This window comes from Levilactobacillus cerevisiae (assembly GCF_003946245.1).
In the GTDB taxonomy this organism is placed as follows: Bacteria; Bacillota; Bacilli; order Lactobacillales; family Lactobacillaceae; genus Levilactobacillus; species Levilactobacillus cerevisiae.
This window is the reverse complement of the sequence record NZ_RHNN01000024.1, coordinates 15,094-30,233: the sequence shown is the minus strand read 5'-3', so window position 1 is coordinate 30,233 and position 15,140 is coordinate 15,094. Positions and strand designations below refer to the sequence as shown.

The window sequence follows — 15,140 nt, the reverse complement described above, 5'->3', positions numbered from 1 at the left end:
AAGGGAGACCGATGGAAAATTGATGAGACAACAGTATCAACGACGCCAGCGACCCCACCATTGGGTGCTGCTGAGCATTCTACTTGTGATTCTGGTCATTCTGATTAGTGTTGCCGTGGTCGTAAATAAAGCGACTAAGCCAATTACCCAGGACCAAGCACGAGCCGAATCCGTCGCCAAAAAATCCGGTCATTTGACCAGTACCAGTAATTTCTACTGGACGAACCTCGACACCACGTATTACACGGTTGCCGGGAAGAATAAAGCCAAGCAGAGCGTTTACGCGATTGTGCCTAAGACGGGAAATAATGTCACGGTCCTCAAGCAAAGCGCTGGTTTGTCGCGGAATACGGTGCTCCAACAAGTGTGGAAGAAGAACCCCAAGAAGGTCTTATCCGCCGCGATGTGCATTTTCAACGGCAAGCCTGCGTGGCAGGTTAGTTATTTGAATAAGGATGGCAAGTTATGTTACATCACCTTCCAGTATTCAAATGGCAAAGTGTTACAACAGATTTCTAACATTTAAAAGTGGCTAGGAGGGATCCCATGCAGTTAGCGAAACGGGCACAGGCGGTTCAACCGTCCGCAACTTTGAAATCGGGGCAACGGGCACAGGAACTGCGTGATGCGGGGGTTGATGTGATCAACCTCAGTGTCGGTCAACCTGATTTTTCAACGCCGGTAGCCGTCAAAGAAGCAGCGGTGACGGCAATTCGGGCGAATCAAGTCGATGGCTACACGGCCACGGCGGGAGTTCTGCCCCTGCGCCAAGCGGTGGCCGACCATTTGTTGGCCACCCAAAAGGTGACGGTGTCAGCGGATCAAGTGGTGATCACCACGGGGGCCAAGATGGCCCTGTATGCGCTCTTCCAAGTGCTACTGAACCTTGGGGATGAAGTGTTACTCCCCGCACCTTACTGGGTCAGCTATAGCGAACAGGTGAAGCTGGCGGGCGGCCTGCCGATTGAAGTGGCACCGACGGCTACCTTAAAGGTCACGCCGGCCCAATTAGAGCAGGCGGTCACGCCGAAAACCAAGGCGATTGTCCTGAACTCACCCCAAAATCCCAGTGGCCTAGTCTATACGAAGGCCGAGCTCCAGGCGATTGGGGACTGGGCGGTTGCCCATGATTTGGTGATCGTTGCGGACGAGATTTATGGCGATTTGATTTACGCTGGACCGAATCCGTCCCCGTCAATGCTGACGTTGGGCGCGGCGGTGGCTAGCCATACGGTCTTGATCAATGGGGTTTCCAAAACCTACGCCATGACCGGTTGGCGGATTGGCTATGCGGTTGGACCGTTGCTAATTGTTAACGCACTGAAGACGGTGTTGTCGCACATGACGGGCAACGCGGCCGCTGTGAGTCAAGCAGCGGCACTGGCGGCGCTAACGGATGATCAAGCACCGGTAGCGACCATGCGTGCGGCTTTTCAGGAGCGGTTAGATACGATTTATCCGTTGCTGACGGCGATTCCAGGCTTCAAACTGACGCACAAGCCACAGGGGGCCTTTTACATGTTCCCTGACGTGAGTGCAGCGGTGAAGCTGAAGGGCTTGCACTCGACGGACGAGCTGGTGGCAGCTATTTTAGACCAGGCCCACGTGGCGTTGGTTACGGGTAAGGCATTTGGCTTGCCCGATCACGTTCGGTTGAGCTATGCGGCGGATTTGCAGTCGCTGGAAACGGCAATGGCTCGGTTAAAAGCGTTTATGGCACCTAACGCGTAGTCACAATCGACTTAATTTGATTTAAAATGACGAGTCTGGGATGATAAAATCCAGACTCGTTTGTATCTCCAAATATATATTGCTGAAACGTGCGACAAGGGGCAGCTGGTTCCGCTTAACACCATTAATGCTCGCCAGCTAACCGCCCTTTGGCTCACGCTTGTTTTCATTCAAAATCAGGAGGTTTTCACATGGATGATTTTATCCAGCGTTACGTTCAGGCCGGACAAACGAGTGTTGCAAACTACCTGCTTGATCATTTTCGGGAAGTGGGGATGACGACCGACCAATTGCTGGTCTTCTTTCAGTTGCGCCGTTACATGGACCAGGGCGACAAACTTCCAGATGCCGACGAGATGGCGGCCCATCTAGGCTGGGACAAACAACGGGTTTATCAATTATTGCACGAAATGATTTCCCACAAACTCATGACGATTACGACAATTACGGATGCACAGGGCCAGAAGCAAGACGCCTATGATTTTCGGTTATTAACGGAAAAGCTTAGCCAATTAGCCGAGCAGACAACTAAAAAAGTGGCTAAAGCTGCCGTTAGTAACGACCGATCCACCGTGTTCAATCAGATTGAAACGGAATTCGGGCGGCCACTTTCACCAATGGAGATGGAAAGCATCACCCAGTGGTTAGATCAAGATCACTACCGGCCGGAATTGATTCAATTGGCCCTCAAGGAAGCCGTTCTGAGCCAAGCCTATAGCCTGAAGTATATGGACCGGATTCTCCTCAGCTGGGAACGGAAAAATTTGAAGACGGCGGCCCAGGTGCAACGCGAAAAGGAACGGCAGGAACCACGTCAAACGGCGAAGCCAGTGGCCAACGGTTCAGCTGATAATCAGATTCCAGACATTCCCATCTTTAAGTTAACGGACAACTAGGAGGGCGAATATATGTTTACCAAGTTACCAGCTAAACAGCTTCCCCAAGTGGCAACGGCCATCAATACGTTAACGGCCTTCTTAGCCATGCGTGATGTGCCCACATTGACACCGGCCGAAATTCACACGCAACTGGGACAACCGCTGGATACCTTGATTCTGTTTGGCGGCAGTCCGATTGCAGGGCTTGAGCACTTTGTCAAAGCGATGCGAGCAGGGGTTGCACAACATTACCTGATTGTCGGCGGCCATGGCCACACAACACCCAAGTTACGGGCCCAACTTAGCCAGTTTAGTGGTTTAGACCTGAGCCAGGTTCCCAGTGAAGCGGAGATGTTTCAGCGTGTTGCCCAAGTCAGTTACGGCCAGGAGATTCCCTTGCTGGAAACGCAGTCGACCAATAGTGGGAACAACGTGACGAATAGCCTGGCCGTGCTCCGGCGGCACGATATTGTTCCCGCAAACATTGGCCTGATCCAAGATGGGAGCCTGCAACGCCGGTTAGCAGCTGGATTTAGTAAAGAGGTGCCGACCGTGCCACTGGTAAACTTTGCGGCCTATCAGATTTCTGTAGTCGTTCGTGACGGCCAGTTGGCTTTTGCACACGATGAGGTGGGCATGTGGTCACTCAGCGATTACGTGAACTTGGTGATGGGTGAGATTCCACGACTGCATGATACGTCGGCTGGTTATGGACCAGCCGGTGCCGGGTACATTGCCCACGTGGCAGTGCCGGCAGATGTGTTGGCCGCTCACCGGCTGTTGCAAGAGCAGTTAGGCGTCACCACCCGGGTGGCCAACGCTGAATTTAAAACAATATCTGAAGATTAACAGGTTAAGAACACTTAGATGATCATTGCCACCTGCGGCTGCCAGAAATTCCGGCTGCTGTGGGGACCGCCTGCGGCCTGAGAAACGGTCCTCCGGCTCGGTTTGAAGCCTGTCCAAGACCGACAGTCTCCAAACGCGTCCCACGGTGTAAGCTGGTTCCCAGCTAACACCGTCGACACAGCTGCCTACATCTCTGGCCTCCTCCGGTTAAGACTGGTACTGTCGCCACCATAGTGTTGTAAATACAGTTATGGTAGGGCTACCGCGAAGTCACTGAGCTACTCAACGTAGGCGTGAGTGAGCCAAATTTAGGCTCAGCCGTCCTACTCATAGCGTTCCGGCCTAAATTTGGCGAACGGTAGGCCGGCATGTCTACACAATGTTGTCATTTTCATAAATCGCATGTAATGCCAAAAAAGAAGCCATCCCAGAAAATTGGGGTGGCTTCTTTGCGTTCTAAATGATTAACTGTTTGAGTCCTTCGTAGTCGTCGTGCTGCTTTCGGTCGTGGTTGCGGAAGAAGATTCGGTTGTTGTGGAATCCGTGCCGCCGTTGCCCGTGCCGCTGCCACTAGGCGTTTGCTCCGTGCTCGAGGATTCCTTACTGGTACTGGATTCCGTCGTGGAGGAGCTAGCCTGCGTGGTGTTCGAGTTGGTCGTGACCTGACTGTTGCTACTGTAGGCCGATGAACTCGTCGTGTTGGTCGAGCCGTACTGACTGGTTGACGTGGTATCTGTAACGGTTCCGGAATGGCCGGTGACGTAGTACTCGGTGTTGTTGTTTTGCGAGGTCTTGGTCACCGTACTTGGCTGCGTCCAGTCGGAATTAGTCGACTTACTTGCCAGGTAGGACATTTCGTACTTGTAAATTTCTTGGGCAATCGTAGTCTGCGTTTCGCTAACGTAGTGGCCGGTCTGGAATTGCTTGTCATAACCGGTCCAAACGGAGACTGAGTAGTTCTTGGTGTAACCCGTGAACCAGGAGTCCATGGTTGCGCCGCTAGGCACCTTGTCCGCGTAATCGTCAGGGTAGGAGTCCGTCCCGGTCTTCCCGGCTTGATACAGCCCGGAAATGGCCGCTGAACGCCCGGACCCATTTTCGTTGGTCATGACGTCCTTCATCATATCCGTCAGCATGAAGGCGGTGGCAGCGGACATGGCCCGTTTGGCCGTGGAGCTGTACTTATGGGCCTTCCCATCTTGCGTGACGACCTTCGAAACCAAGTATGGCTTGTAGTAATTTCCACCGTTAGCAAAGGCTGCATAGGCGGCGGCTTCTTGCTCGGTCGAAATGTACAATCCAATCCCATTTTGGAGGGTCAGCGTCTTGTCAAACGTCATCCCCAGTCCCTTTAAGAACGTTGTGGCCTTGCTGATCCCAACGTTTTGCAACGTCCGGATAGCGGGAATGTTCCGGGATTCGTAGAGGGCCTTACGCATGGTGATGGTGCCTTGATACTGTCTATCCCAATCGTAAAGGCTCTTGGTCGTCCCGGGATAGGTGAATGCCGTATCCTTAACCGGCTCGTAAGTTGGGTAGTAGAGGTACTCAATCGCGGGGCCGTAATCCATTAATGGCTTAGCGGTTGAGGCGCTGGAACGGTCGGTTTGTACAGCACGGTTCAGACCGAACGTGACGTTACCGGTCTTCCGGCCCCCAATCATGGCAACCACTTTCCCGTTATTCGGGTTAACGATGGTCGAGCCGACTTGGAACTTGCTGGAAGGGAAGCTAACGTAACTGTTCCCATTAACAATGTTGTACAGCCGCTTTTGCGCCCCCATATCGAGGTTGGTGTAAACTTTGAGGCCGCCAGTTGTCGTGTTGTACCCCTTGGATTTCAGCTCGGCGTAGACCTGCTTGAGGTAAGCGTCGATCACCTTGGTAGTCTTGGCACTGGTACTGGTTGATTTGTGACTCTTGACCAAGCCAGTGGTGATACTGGTAGCTTCGGCCTGTTTGGCTTGCGCGGAAGTGATGGCATTGTTCTCGGCCATGGCTTCCAGGACCAAGTCACGACGCTTCTTAGCTAAAGCGGGATAGGTCGTTGGGTCATAGTTTGTCGGTGATTGGGGCATGCCGGCTAACAGGGCCAATTGTGCGAGGTCCAAGTGTTTCAGCGTCTTGCCGTAGTAGTATTGCGCGGCGGTCTGCATACCGTAGACCCCGTTGCCCATGTAAACTTTGTTGATGTAGTATTCCAAAATTTGGTTCTTGGAGTAGTCATGGTCGACCTTCAAGGCCAGCCAGGCTTCTTGGGCCTTACGCTTTAACGTTCGGTCAGAAGCCGCCGTTGAGAAGACGGACAACTTGACCAATTGTTGCGTTAAGGTACTCCCACCTTGCATCCCCAGAGAAGAACCGGAGATGTTGGCGAAGGCCGCCCCGATGATTCGAATGGGGTCAACCCCGTTGTTCTTGTAGAAACGACGATCTTCGGTGGAAACAACGGCTTGACGAAGCGTCGACGGAATATTCTTTGATTTCACGTAATTTCGGTTCTGGGCGCCTAAGCGGGAAATGACGTTGCCGTTGGCGTCGTAAACGCGGGTAGACGTGTCGCTCGACAGCGCACTCTGAGAAATCTTCGGCGCGCTCTGGGCGTAGAAGAAGAACAGGCCGGCACCGGCTAAGATGGCGAAAACGCCAATGGCCACCAGAACGAAAAGAATTCGACGGAAAGTCCGCCAGCCGGTCCGGGGCTTCTTGGGGCCACTGGATTGATGCTCGGCGTTGCGACTCATGCGAGTCGGTCGCGGGGTATTGTTACTAGACATGGTAATCTCCTTTGCATTTAAACGTGGTCTCTTCAAAGGTGCTTTCTATAGAAGATGATCCACGGCTTTGAGATAGGGAACGGGCAGTTGGAGCTCGGCGGGAATCAAAATGCCGTTGGCTGCAATTTCCGCGTACGGAATTGACTTACGACCACCCGTCAACTGGGCGTCCCAGAATTCATACAGGTCGGTCCCACGATAGAGGTAAACCTCTTGGCGGGCGACGAATTTAATAATGGCAAAACAGATGCCGCCTTGCGCGGTGCAGGCCCGCATGTGATCAATCTGATGTTGGTGAAAGTTCTTGAGCGGAAACGAGGACTTGTTGCGAGTTTCCTTGGCGTCGAAGTCCAAGTAACGGCCGTGATAAACGCCATTGTAGTCGGTCGTGGACGCCGTACTGAAGTAGGCCTCCTTGATGACTGCGGCGCTCCGTTTGGGATAATCGACCTTGACAATCTTAATTGGGGTCGGTTTTTTATGAACCACTGCGACGCCGTTAGTTGCGTAGTAGGTATTTGATTCGTTGAGCTCTTCTTCGAGCGTCATTCCCCGTTTGCCGTAATTTGTGTAGGTACTGGGAAAGCGGGGCCCCTTGTCTGCTGTTGGTGCTTGATAGGCATTCCCATTGGGATACCGAATAGTCATTGACTCCTCACACTCCTTGCCTTGAAAACACCCATTCACAGTTTGTTTGAACCTTGGGACTGTGGCCCAGTTATTGACATTATACCAAGGTGACTCAGAAATAAAAACTCTAACTGGTCTATAATTGGTCGAAATCGGTGAATTTAAGTGGAATTTAATTGCGTCAAGCCAATTTTTTCGCTACACTAGTAGGGTAAGACTGAAGGGGGCGGCCGCATGAGTCGATTATGGGTGACGGGCTACCGCAGTTATGAATTGGGTGTTTTTGGGAATGAAGATCCCAAGCTCCTGGTCATTAAGGATACCCTGAAAAAAATGTTGATTGGCAAGATTGAAAATGGCATGGATTGGCTGATTACCGGGGGACAATTGGGTGTTGAACAGTGGGCAGCGGAAGTGGGTCTCACGTTGAAACCGGATTACCCTGAGTTAAAAATCGCCGTCATGACCCCGTTTGCCGAGTTTGGGAGTAATTGGAACGAGAACAATCGGGGACAGTATGCCCAGCTTGCCAGTCGGGTAGACTTTCATCAGTCTGTTAGTGAGCAACCCTATCATGGGCCCCAACAGTTAAGAAACTATCAAGAATTTATGTTGACCCATACAGATGAGGCTGCAATGGTTTATGATTTAGAGGTTGAAGGGAAGCCTAAGTATGATTACCGGGCAATCAAGCAATTTGCCGAGCAACATGCTTACCCCCTAACGCTGATCGATATGGATTGGCTACAAGAAAGTGCCAACGAATATCAAGAAAATTTAAATAATGGTTCCCAATTTGAATAAAAACTGGTATGATAGATATCGCCGGTTTGATTACGATAACGAGGTGTAACGATCAATGGAAAACGTTAATTTTACTCCTAAGGAGATTTTACAAAAGCAATTCCGCCAAAAGATGCGCGGCTATGACCCCGACGATGTTGACAGTTTCTTAGACAACGTCATCAAGGACTATGATACTTTTGTAAAAGAGAATCAACGGCTTCAAGAAGAAAACGAACGGTTGTTGGCTAAGGTCGACGAACTCACCCGTCAGGTCCAAGTCGGGGGTAGTCAACCAGCAGCAGCGACAACCAGCCAATCCACTTCAAGTGTCACGAACATGGACATTTTGAAGCGGCTCTCCAATTTGGAACGGCACGTTTTCGGTTCACAATTAGATAATGATCCAAACGAGTCACATCGTTTGTAGAATTATAAAGACTGGTGTAAATCCTGAGTAATCGCGGTCGGCTTTTGTCGGCTGAGGAAAGTCCATGCTCGCACAGACTGAGATGTCTGTAGTGTTCGTGCTCGGTGAAAAAATAAGCCGGGGGACGTTAGCAATAACGTAACGGCGGGAAAACACGGCTACGGCTTCGGCTATGCCCTAGTATCCCTGAAAAGTGCCACAGTGACGATACGCCTAAGGAAACTTAGACGGTGGAACGCGGTAAACCCCTCGAGCGGGCAACCCAAACTTTTGGTAGGGGCGCTTCACATATGGAAATGAACGAAATGTGGGGGGAGAGGAAACTCTCGAGATAGATGATTACTGCCAGTCAATCGTTTGCCTGAAACGGTTGGGTGGTACAAAACATGGCTTACAGGGATTTACACCATGTCAGGTTGGTGGGAGCTTGCTCCCGCCTTTTTTATTGGCTATAATTGGGTTAATTGCCCACGAATTATGCACGTATTTTAAAAGATCAGAATGAAGCAAGGAGGACGTTATGAAGAAATTTCATTTATATGCGGCCACTGCCAGTGGTATTGAAGCCATTGCCGGTCGCGAGTTACGAGACCTCGGGTATGAGACCCAGGTAGAAAACGGCCGTGTCCGGTTTGACGGCACGATTGAAGATGTCTTACGGGCCAACCTCTGGCTGCGGACGGCGGACCGAATCCGGATCATCGTGGCCGAATTTGACGCCGTAACCTTCGACGAACTGTTCGAAGCCACTAAAGCGGTTGCCTGGGATGAACTGTTGCCAATGGACGCTGCCTTCCCCGTGGAGGGCCGTTCCAAGAAGTCCCAACTCCACAGTGTGCCGGATGCACAGGCCATTGTAAAAAAGGCCGTGGCAACGAAATTAGCTGCCGTCTATCACCGACGGACGCGGATGCCTGAAACTGGCGCGACTTACCCGCTGGAAGTCATGATCGACAAGGATCACGTCATGCTGACACTGGATACGACCGGGTCGAGCCTGTTTAAACGGGGCTACCGGGTCGGTAAAGGTGGCGCGCCCTTGAAGGAAAACATGGCGGCTGCTCTGATTGCCTTAACCAGTTGGCACAAAAATATGCCCTTCTGGGATCCCGTCTGTGGGTCTGGGACCATTCCAATTGAAGCTGCGATGATTGGCCGCAACCTGGCGCCAGGCTTCAATCGTGATTTCACCTGCGAAAGCTGGGATTGGGTGCCCCAAGAACTCAGTGACCAATTACGCGATGAGGCCGATGCCAAGGCCGACTACGACACGCCGCTACAGATCTTCGGTTCCGATATCGACGAGAACATGGTCGCAATTGCCAAACGCAACGCGCAAGAGGCGGGTTTGTCACAGGACATCACGTTCAGCCAATTAGCCGTGCAAGACTTTAAGACGGACCTGGAAGACGGGGTCATCGTCGCCAACCCACCATACGGAGAGCGGCTGAGTGACCAGGCGTCCGTTCGTGAGCTTTACAAACAAATGGGTCATGCGTTCAAGCCGTTAACCGATTGGTCGAAGTATATTTTAACGGCTGACTTGGAATTTGAACATTTCTACGGTCAAAAGGCAACCAAGACACGGAAGCTATACAACGGGGCACTACGGACCGACTACTTCCAGTTCTGGGGCAAGCGCAAGCCACGGCATAAGGTCTAACCGATGATTAAGGCGGATTGTGTGTTTTGTCAAAAGAGCAACATCGTCTTAGAAAATGACCTCGCCAAGGCGTTTTGGGATAACCATCCCGTGCGCCGCGGCCACCTGTTGATTGTGCCCAAGCAACATTATGCGACCTATTTTGATGTGCCGGCTGACACGCGGGCAGCGATGGATGCCTTAACGTTTGACGCCAAGGCGCTGCTGGATGAAAAATTCCAACCGGCCGGGTATAACATCGGCATCAACGTGGCACCGGCCGCCGGTCAAACGGTGATGCACGCCCACATCCACCTGATTCCCCGTTACGAGGGGGATGTCAAGGATCCCCGTGGCGGTATCCGCAAGATGATTCCGCGTGCCGCTGGGCTGAGTCGGTTGAAACGAAAATAGAAACTTGCGGGAACGGGAGTGGACAAAAGGTGGTTAGCTGCCTGTCGGCCCACGTTTCAGCAATATATGGAAGGTGTCTGGGATGTGCTATCTCAGACGCCTTTTTAGGTTTATCATTTTGAAAAGTAACAGTGCTACCTGTATACCCGAACCCATAGTCGTTTTCACGGTGTTTTTTTAACAGCAATGTTAGAAAACATGACACCATTTTCAAATCTTAATAAATTTATGAAATCACCGGCCTAGCGGGATTTAGTTCGTTAAGTACCGTCATTAATTCGACCGTTATGAAAACAAAATCGTGACTTTTCAGAAAAACAGTGTTAGGATTTCTTACATCAAAAGTAAAGAGGGCGTCGCTGATGAATCTTGCAAATACAGCATTTGTGTTGATTGCTAGTATTCTGGTGCTATTCATGACACCGGGCCTAGCGTTTTTCTACGGTGGGTTGGTCTCCGAGAAAAACGTGGTCAACACCATGCTGTCGGTGTTTATTATGACGGGAGTCGCCATCTTACTGTGGGTCTTCGTGGGTTACTCACTGGCCTTTTCTGGCGATGTGCTGGGGATTGTCGGCAATCTAAAGCACGTGTTTATGGCGGGCGTGAACCTTGCCAGTTTGACAGCCAGTCACATTCCAGTCGGGGCCTACTCGTTGTTTCAAATGATGTTTGCCATTATCACCCCGGCTCTGTTCGTCGGTGCCGTGGTGGGACGGATTCGGTTTAAATTTCTCCTGCTGTTTCTGGTCGTCTGGTCCATCTGCATTTACTATCCCATGGTTCATTTGGTGTGGAGTGCGGGCGGCTGGTTAGCTAAGTTGGGCGTACTGGACTTTGCAGGTGGTACCGTTGTACATATCAATGCCGGCGTCACGGCCTTGGTTCTGTCCGCTTGGTTGGGACCGCGGCTGGCGAAAGACCATCCTGGTGACCACTACAACTTGCCATGGGTCCTACTGGGAACCGCCATTTTATGGGTCGGCTGGTACGGCTTCAATGCTGGCAGTGCGCTAGCAGTCAACGGAATAGCCGTTCAAGCTGCACTCACCAGTACGGTTGCCACGGCAACATCTATGGTCGTCTGGATGTTCTTGGATGTTTGGACTAAGGGTAAGCCCACACTGGTCGGCGTTTGTACCGGGACATTGTGCGGGTTAGTGGCCATTACCCCGGCGGCTGGTTACGTAACGGTGATGGGCGCCGTGGCAATCGGTGTGCTGGCAACGCTAGCGAGTTACGGTTTCATCACCGTTTTAAAACCAAAGATTGGCGTGGATGATGCCCTGGACGCGTTTGGCTGTCACGGTGTCAGCGGAATCGTCGGTAGTGTTTTAACGGGGGTCTTCGCTACCAAGATGGTGAACCCGACAATCGCTGAAAACGGCTTGGCTTACGGTGGTGGTTGGCATCTGCTGGGGATTCAAATTCTGGCGACGGCCTTTACGATTGCGCTGGTCGCCGTGATGGGGAGCGTCTTGATTCTGGTGCTCCGCCGGGTAACGCCGATGCGGGTCGATGCGGCCGAAGAAGCCCTGGGCTTGGACCAGGGCGAGCACGGTGAACGCGCTGATTACACGGTGGCTTTAAGTGAAAAATTAACTGACTTTCAACCGGATCAAGAACGCTATGCACCGGAATTTAAGGGACAACTCCAAAGACTGCAGCATCCTAATCCGTCGAGTAACCATTTTTCTGGGAACTAAGGGTTGCTTCGTTCGTTAGACTTTCTCTCGCGACTAGGGCCGACAACGAAATTGTGGTGGGCGCTCCAAACGCTGATACTAAGCGAATATTAGACGGTTAGTCAAGTTATGGCGGCCACCTAAGATGACAAAAGATTAAGGTCTTTCTTAAGCTTAAGCCAGATGATTGCCGTTTCGAGCAAGGCTTGCTAGACTAAGGGGTGTGTAGGGGACACACAAGTTTATTTTACCTTTGGGGAGGAATTGACATGAATAAAGATCAATGGGCAGTAATTACCCTCGTCGTGTTAGCGGTTTGTGGCTTGAGCCTGGTGCTCTTGCTGATGAAGTCACCAATGTGGGCCTTCGGTTTTCCGGTAGCATTTGCCGCTTTAGGGGTGGCTTGCTACGGCATCGAAGATTTGATGACGCGCTGGACGAAGAAAAACAATCGCGAAGCTTAAATCTTAAATTGAATCGGAAAATAAGGACGGCCAGTGAGCCGTCTTTTTTGTTGAGAGCGGGACAAAAGGCGGTTAGCTGGTGAGCATTAAGGCTGATAGCCGGATAATCCCGGGCTTGGATTATTTGGCTATCAGTTTAAGCGGAGCCGGCTGCCTTTGGTCACGCGTTTCGACAATATAGCTTTGGAGATACAACGCGAATCTAGTGGTTTGTCCCAGACTTTTTGTTGCCCTTTGCAGGGATCGGCGGAACTTGCTAAAATAAGAGACGTGAGTGGGATAAGAGGTGGCTATCAGTTTTAAATGGCATCAACTTGTTGCCCCACGTTTCAACAAGATAGACTTGAACATACAACAAATCGTCTGGGGCTTTTGTCCCAGGTGAAAGGGGCGACTAAGCAATGACAGCAGAACAACGAGACCGCACACAACCGGTCGAATTAGTGACAATGATTATGGTGACGGATCCGACCACTAACCGGGTCTTGGTTGAGGACAAGGTGAACGTTCCTTGGAAAGCGGGGCACAGTTTCCCGGGTGGCCACGTGGAAGTTGGGGAAAGTTGTGCGCAGGCCGCAATCCGGGAAGTCTTTGAGGAAACGGGCCTCCAACTCAAGACAGTCGAATTTTGTGGCACCTGTGAATGGTTCGATGACTCTCGGCAAAAACGGAAATTGGGCCTGCTGTACCGCGGCAACGATTTCACCGGGGAGCTGCGGGCCAGTGACGAAGGCCAAATCAGCTGGTTGCCGCGCAGTGAGATGACCCCCGAAAAGAGTGCCGAGAGTATGGCGGCGCTCTTGCGGGTCTTCGATGGCGAAGTCCCCGCTGTGGTGAGTGATAGTTGGAACGGACCACTGAGGGACGATGCCTAGGGATGTGACGGTTGAACGCCGTTTTATCGCTAGGGGTGTTTATCTATTGTAAGCGGTTCCAAAAACGGGTAAACTAAGAGTGTAAAGTTTGTGATAAAGGGAGCGATAAGCGTGAAATCAACTGTTCAGACACAACGCTGGTACGGTTACTTCTTTATCGGGCTGAGTGTGGTGGCCCTGGGAATGACCGGCTTGCTGGCACTACCACTGATTGATCGGGCACTCTTGTTAACGACGGCGTTAACGCTCTTAGTTTACGGGTTAACCTACCAACCCCGGATTGCACGGAGTTGGTGGCGCATCCTGCTGGGAGTTAGCCTAGTTGTCGGGGTGGTAGACGTCGTCTTAACCTTGACGGTGGCACCAGAGCTCGTGACGGCCCTGTTTAGCTTTGCTTTACCGTTTGCATTTCTGAGTGTTTTACTAGGCTTCTTGAAACGACGGGTCCAGGCTTGATTCTGATCCCGACAAAAAAAGTTTGGCTGGCGGTTTTATCCGCTGACCAAACTTTTTGTTTAACCAAATAACGTGACCAGGATGTCCCAGGTCATGTGCGTAGCGATACCGGGCCAGAGTGAGTGGCTTCGTGCGTACAACCAGCCGAACAGTAACCCTAAAAGGAAAACGGAGACCAGGTTGCTGAGCCACAACATGGGGCTCATGGCGGGTACCGTGGTCAGGTAACGGGGGATGTGCAGGCTAGCAAAAGCCAAGGCTTGAATCACGTTGGCAGTGGTCAATGAGAATTTTTGTAAAAGGGCGTTGAAGAAGTATCCCCGGAACAGAAATTCTTCGGTAACCCCAACGACGAGGAAGTAGCGTCCCCAGAACTGGGGGATGAAGCTGTGGTTGACGATTAGGCCGTGGTGGACCAACCAGAATTCACCTAGTAGATAAATGACGATGATTCCCCAGACGACGTAACCGGCAGCAAATCGCCAGTTAGGGCGCCACTGCTCGGCGTTGCTGAGGCTCAAGCGGAGGTGGTGGTGATCAGCTTGGCGGATAAACCACCAGGCCGCGCCGAGCCACACAACGAGCTTGATAGCGTCCAGCAGGAGTTCCTGTGGCCAGCCGGACAGATGCTTTTCGATTGGGGCATTTAAGCCTACCTGAACCACTAACCAGATGAGCCAGAAACAAATAAATTGAATAGTAAGACGACGATTTGACACGGGTTCGGACATAGAAGACACGCTTCTCTCAAAATAAGGTTTAAGTTTATTGTAAGACAATTGTGGCGGGGAGTGGCCACTTAAAGTTGTAAGGATTGGTTAAGACTGAAGTAGCCGCCATTAACAAACAGTGTAATCCGTGTTTACTTAAAATGTAATCGGCGTTTACTTCAAATGTAATCAGTGCTAACATAAGGCTAATCGTAAGTATGAAAGGAATGAGCGTCGATGACAGAATTACCTTACCATCGTGAAAATTTGGCCGCGGCCATTCAACAACAGGCAAGAAAACAGTTGGATCAAGTGGGTGCAGAACAACTATCTTTGCGACAAATTGCCCGCTTCTTGGCTGTGACGCCGGCGGCCGTTTATCGCCATTTTCCAGACAAGGCTAGCTTGTTGGCAGCGTTGTACACTGAAGTTGTGGATGAACTAACGGCCACTTTACGGGCAAATATTTTGGACTCCGCAGATGCGACGACCATGTTGCGGCAGATGGTCACCAATTTAATGACCTATGCGGAACACTTTCCGCGGGCAGTGGCCTTTTACCTGACCGGCACAGCAACGGCAACGGTGCCCGTCAGTCTGACGACGGTGCTAACCCTCTATGGGGCACAACGGGGCATGGCCGTCACACCTGAAATGGGCAGGACGGTGTGGACGTTACTGCTCGGCATCCTGGTGCAAGGGCCTGGGGCGGAATTAGCCGTGGACTGGACCGTGACACAGATAGAGAAATTGGTTCATTGATAATGTAGCCTGAATGTTATCAGTTTCACAATCAGGAGCAGAAATACGTGAATA

General features: G+C 51.4%; 16 protein-coding genes and 1 other RNA gene. 14 read left to right on the top strand and 3 right to left on the bottom strand.

The window, feature by feature from the left end; genetic code table 11:
• Positions 1 to 22 precede the first annotated feature (22 nt).
• The 4 genes from EKM99_RS11440 (at position 23) to EKM99_RS11425 (ending at position 3,458) form a co-directional block, all read left to right on the top strand.
• Positions 23 to 526 (top strand): cell wall elongation regulator TseB-like domain-containing protein, encoded by a 504-nt coding sequence (locus EKM99_RS11440; protein ID WP_125583557.1) that lies wholly within the window; start codon positions 23 to 25, stop codon positions 524 to 526.
• 20 nt (positions 527 to 546) lie between these two features.
• Positions 547 to 1,731: a pyridoxal phosphate-dependent aminotransferase gene (locus tag EKM99_RS11435; RefSeq protein ID WP_125583556.1), complete on the top strand. Its 1,185-nt coding sequence runs from the start codon at positions 547 to 549 to the stop codon at positions 1,729 to 1,731.
• 191 nt (positions 1,732 to 1,922) lie between these two features.
• Positions 1,923 to 2,627: a DnaD domain-containing protein gene (locus EKM99_RS11430; protein WP_125583555.1), complete on the top strand. Its 705-nt coding sequence runs from the start codon at positions 1,923 to 1,925 to the stop codon at positions 2,625 to 2,627.
• A 12-nt stretch (positions 2,628 to 2,639) separates the two neighbouring features.
• Positions 2,640 to 3,458, top strand: coding sequence for a YdcF family protein (locus EKM99_RS11425; RefSeq protein WP_125583554.1), 819 nt, complete (start codon positions 2,640 to 2,642; stop codon positions 3,456 to 3,458).
• A gap of 464 nt (positions 3,459 to 3,922) precedes the next feature.
• Here the strand turns inward: EKM99_RS11425 and EKM99_RS11420 are convergent, their stop codons facing one another.
• Both EKM99_RS11420 and recU read right to left on the bottom strand, forming a co-directional pair.
• Positions 3,923 to 6,235 carry a transglycosylase domain-containing protein gene (locus EKM99_RS11420; RefSeq protein WP_125583553.1) on the bottom strand — a complete coding sequence of 771 codons (2,313 nt, stop codon included), beginning with the start codon at positions 6,233 to 6,235 and terminating at the stop codon, positions 3,923 to 3,925.
• A gap of 45 nt (positions 6,236 to 6,280) precedes the next feature.
• On the bottom strand, positions 6,281 to 6,883 hold the full coding sequence (gene recU / locus EKM99_RS11415) for a Holliday junction resolvase RecU (RefSeq protein ID WP_125583552.1): 603 nt from the start codon (positions 6,881 to 6,883) through the stop codon (positions 6,281 to 6,283).
• A gap of 216 nt (positions 6,884 to 7,099) precedes the next feature.
• Between recU and EKM99_RS11410 the strand changes: the two genes are divergently transcribed.
• The 9 genes from EKM99_RS11410 (at position 7,100) to EKM99_RS11370 (ending at position 13,614) form a co-directional block, all read left to right on the top strand.
• Positions 7,100 to 7,669 carry a DUF1273 domain-containing protein gene (locus EKM99_RS11410; RefSeq protein WP_125583551.1) on the top strand — a complete coding sequence of 190 codons (570 nt, stop codon included), beginning with the start codon at positions 7,100 to 7,102 and terminating at the stop codon, positions 7,667 to 7,669.
• Positions 7,670 to 7,724: 55 nt separating this feature from the next.
• The gene (gene gpsB / locus EKM99_RS11405) at positions 7,725 to 8,078 is read left to right on the top strand and encodes a cell division regulator GpsB (RefSeq protein ID WP_125583550.1); all 354 of its coding nucleotides are present in this window, start codon (positions 7,725 to 7,727) and stop codon (positions 8,076 to 8,078) included.
• A 19-nt stretch (positions 8,079 to 8,097) separates the two neighbouring features.
• Positions 8,098 to 8,477, top strand: an RNA gene (rnpB, locus tag EKM99_RS11400) — RNase P RNA component class B.
• A 121-nt stretch (positions 8,478 to 8,598) separates the two neighbouring features.
• Positions 8,599 to 9,741, top strand: a complete 1,143-nt coding sequence (locus EKM99_RS11395; RefSeq protein WP_125583549.1) for a THUMP domain-containing class I SAM-dependent RNA methyltransferase — start codon at positions 8,599 to 8,601, stop codon at positions 9,739 to 9,741.
• A 3-nt stretch (positions 9,742 to 9,744) separates the two neighbouring features.
• Positions 9,745 to 10,134 (top strand): HIT family protein, encoded by a 390-nt coding sequence (locus EKM99_RS11390; RefSeq protein ID WP_125583548.1) that lies wholly within the window; start codon positions 9,745 to 9,747, stop codon positions 10,132 to 10,134.
• Positions 10,135 to 10,496: 362 nt separating this feature from the next.
• On the top strand, positions 10,497 to 11,840 hold the full coding sequence (locus EKM99_RS11385) for an ammonium transporter (RefSeq protein ID WP_125583547.1): 1,344 nt from the start codon (positions 10,497 to 10,499) through the stop codon (positions 11,838 to 11,840).
• A 248-nt stretch (positions 11,841 to 12,088) separates the two neighbouring features.
• Entirely contained in the window at positions 12,089 to 12,283 is a 195-nt protein-coding gene (locus EKM99_RS11380) for a hypothetical protein (RefSeq protein WP_125583546.1), read from the top strand.
• Positions 12,284 to 12,684: 401 nt separating this feature from the next.
• Positions 12,685 to 13,158: an 8-oxo-dGTP diphosphatase gene (locus tag EKM99_RS11375; protein WP_125583545.1), complete on the top strand. Its 474-nt coding sequence runs from the start codon at positions 12,685 to 12,687 to the stop codon at positions 13,156 to 13,158.
• A 111-nt stretch (positions 13,159 to 13,269) separates the two neighbouring features.
• Entirely contained in the window at positions 13,270 to 13,614 is a 345-nt protein-coding gene (locus tag EKM99_RS11370; protein ID WP_125583544.1) for a hypothetical protein, read from the top strand.
• Between the two features lie 59 nt (positions 13,615 to 13,673).
• Here EKM99_RS11370 and EKM99_RS11365 read toward each other — a convergent pair whose 3' ends face one another.
• A complete protein-coding gene (locus EKM99_RS11365; protein WP_225419849.1) occupies positions 13,674 to 14,333 on the bottom strand; it encodes a CPBP family intramembrane glutamic endopeptidase in 660 nt (219 codons plus the stop codon).
• A 228-nt stretch (positions 14,334 to 14,561) separates the two neighbouring features.
• On the opposite strand from EKM99_RS11365, the gene EKM99_RS11360 reads away from it, so the two are divergent.
• Positions 14,562 to 15,086, top strand: coding sequence for a TetR/AcrR family transcriptional regulator (locus tag EKM99_RS11360; protein WP_125583542.1), 525 nt, complete (start codon positions 14,562 to 14,564; stop codon positions 15,084 to 15,086).
• Positions 15,087 to 15,140 lie beyond the last annotated feature (54 nt).